The sequence below is a fragment of the Alphaproteobacteria bacterium genome (genome assembly GCA_035625915.1).
In the GTDB taxonomy this organism is placed as follows: Bacteria; Pseudomonadota; Alphaproteobacteria; order JACZXZ01; family JACZXZ01; genus DATDHA01.
On sequence record DASPOR010000228.1, the window covers coordinates 1 to 2,664 of the forward strand.

Annotated in this window: 1 protein-coding gene; it reads right to left on the minus strand. The window is 60.3% G+C overall.

Going from position 1 to position 2,664, the window contains the following annotated elements:
- Positions 1-1,975, minus strand: a 1,975-nt coding sequence (gene rpoD, locus VEJ16_18525) for an RNA polymerase sigma factor RpoD (GenBank protein HYB11658.1), incomplete at its 3' end; no start/stop codon positions are given.
- Positions 1,976-2,664: the final 689 nt, after the last annotated feature.

Here is a 2,664-nt window from a genome sequence, read left to right on the forward strand (position 1 = left end):
TGCCGATTCCGAACCGCAGGCGCAATACGCGCTCTTCGCGCGGCGTGAGCGAGGCAAGCACTCGCGTGGTGATCTCGCGCAAATTCGACTGGATCGCCGCATCGATGGGCAGAATAGTGTCCTTGTCCTCGATGAAGTCGCCAAGGCGGGAGCCCTCCTCATCGCCGTACGGTGTCTCGAGGGACAAGGGCTCCTTGGCGATCTTGAGTGCCTTGCTCACCTTCTCCAGCGGCATGCGGAGTTTGTCAGCCAGCTCCTTGGGTGTCGGCTCGCAGCCGTTCTCGCTGAGAATCCGCCGGCGCGCGCGCGCGATCTTGTTGATCGTCTCGACCATGTGCACGGGAACGCGGATGGTGCGCGCCTGATCCGTAGCCGAGCGGGTGATCGCTTGCCGGATCCACCAGGTGGCGTAGGTCGCGAACTTATAGCCGCGCCGGTACTCAAACTTGTCGACGGCCTTCAACAGGCCGATATTACCTTCTTGGATGAGATCGAGGAACTGCAGGCCGCGGTTGGCGTATTTTTTTGCGATCGAGATGACTAGCCGCAAATTCGCTTCCACCATCTCCTTCTTGGCCTGGCGGGCCTCGCGGTCACCCTTTTGCACCATCAGCACGACCTTGCGAAACTCGCCAATATCGAGCCCCGTTTCGCTGGCGAGCCTTTGGATTTCCGACCGGATACTCTTGATGTGGTCGTCGTTCGCCGTGACAAAGTTCTTCCAGCCGTGCGTGGAGAGCTTCGATACTCGGCCGAGCCACCGCGGGTCGAGTTCGGAGCCCAGGTAGTTCTCCAGGAAATCCTGGCGCGCAATGTGGTGGCTCTCCGCGAGCCGCATCAGGCGGCCCTCATGGGTGACGAGGCGCTTGTTAATGTCATAGAGCTGCTCAACGAGCGCGTCGATAAGCGCTTGGTTGAGGCGCAGCGACTTTACCTCGGCGATGATTTCTTTCTTCAGCTTCTTATATTTACGCTCCTCTACAGAGGAGAGCTTCTCGTTGTGCAGCTTGTAGCGAATCTCCTGCAGACGGCACAGCAGCATGAACCTGTCGGCGATTGCGCCGAAAGTCTCGAGCACCTTCGGCTTAAGCTCAACCTCGATCTCGGCGAGCGATATAGAGCTATCGAGGTCCTCCTCGTCGATGTCGCTTTCGTCGAGCGCGCCTTGCGGCGGCTCCGCGCCGTCGGCGATTTGCGGCTCTTGCCTGAATGGCGTTGCGGCTCGTGTCGGGGAAGGCGGTACATCGAGCTGCAGCGACGCGACTTGCAGGAACGGGGTCGCGGCGGCGTGCGCGGCCGGTGGTGCCACGACGCCCGGAACGCCAGCCGAAATCGCCTGGGCGTGAGGGCCAAAATAGGTCGCCTCGATGTCGATGATGTCGCGCAGGAAGACCTTGCCGTCGTTAAGCTCGTCGCGCCAGATGATAATGGCCTGGAAGGTCAGCGGGCTCTCGCACAAACCAGCGATCATCGCCTCGCGGCCGGCTTCGATGCGCTTGGCGATCGCGATCTCGTCCTCGCGCGAGAGCAGTTCGACCGAGCTGATCTCCCGCAGATAGATGCGCACGGGATCGTCTGTGCGCTCGGACGGTTCTACCTTCTCGACTTTGGTCGGTGTCGCCCGCCGCACCTCGACAAGTTGGCCGCCCTCACTCTCCTCCTGTCCGGGCTCATCGTGCTCCTCGGCCTCTTCCTCCAATTCGGCTTCCTCAGATTCCACGATGTTAATGCCTGCGTCGTTGAGCGTCGCAAGAATGTCCTCGATCTGCTCAGAATTGACCTCATCCGGAGGGAGTGCCAAGTTGATGTGCTTGTCAGTCACGTAGCCGCGCGTCTTGGCGGCCTTGATCATCTCGTGGACGGCGGCGTCTGACAAATCGAACAGCGGCAGCAGGACATCTGGCGTTTTGAGGGGTTGTTTCTCCTGCGCCTCTTTCTTAGCGTCCGGTGGCGTCACCTTGGTCTTGTTTGCCATGCGTACCTTTCGCGCCGGCGCCCAGGGAAGTCGGCCCCCCGTCCGTCATATTAAGCGGTCCCGAATGAACTAGGGTAGAGAAAGTCCAATTGCTCGAATCCCACTGGTTCTTTTTCGATTTGCGGATGGCGCAACCAGCACCGCCGCTGTCGCAGATAGGCAACGGATATTGCGGACTACGCAAGGCGCCCTGCAATATGGGTGGTGGCTAACAGGATTCTCTGAGTTCGTGGCCATGAAAATCATTATGCACCTTGGCTGAAAATCTGCCATCATAATTGGACTCCACGCCCAAAAGTGCGCACTACCCGCGGTTGACGGACAGCAAGGAAGGCCAGCGGTCGTCATTCGAAGAAGTACGCTCGATTGCTTGTTCGGCGACGAGAACCCAATGCGAGCTTCGCAAGCTCGCCGCCAGAGGATCTCGCAAGATCTGGTTGGCAGACGCCCACGCCTGCTTTCAACGTTCCCTTCACCATCGCCAATGCAACGAAGGCGGGCCATGCGGCGAAGACGATCCGTGAGTCACCATGTCGAGCACGCCCAGCACGGCGTCGTCATCGATGAGAGCGTTAAACAGCGGAGAGCCGCTTACAACCCTTCGGTCCCCTGCCTCAAGCTCTCGGCGGGCGCCGTCGCCTCGGTGCCGCCCCCAGCGCGGGCGCGGCGCTATCGCAACGCATCGAGAG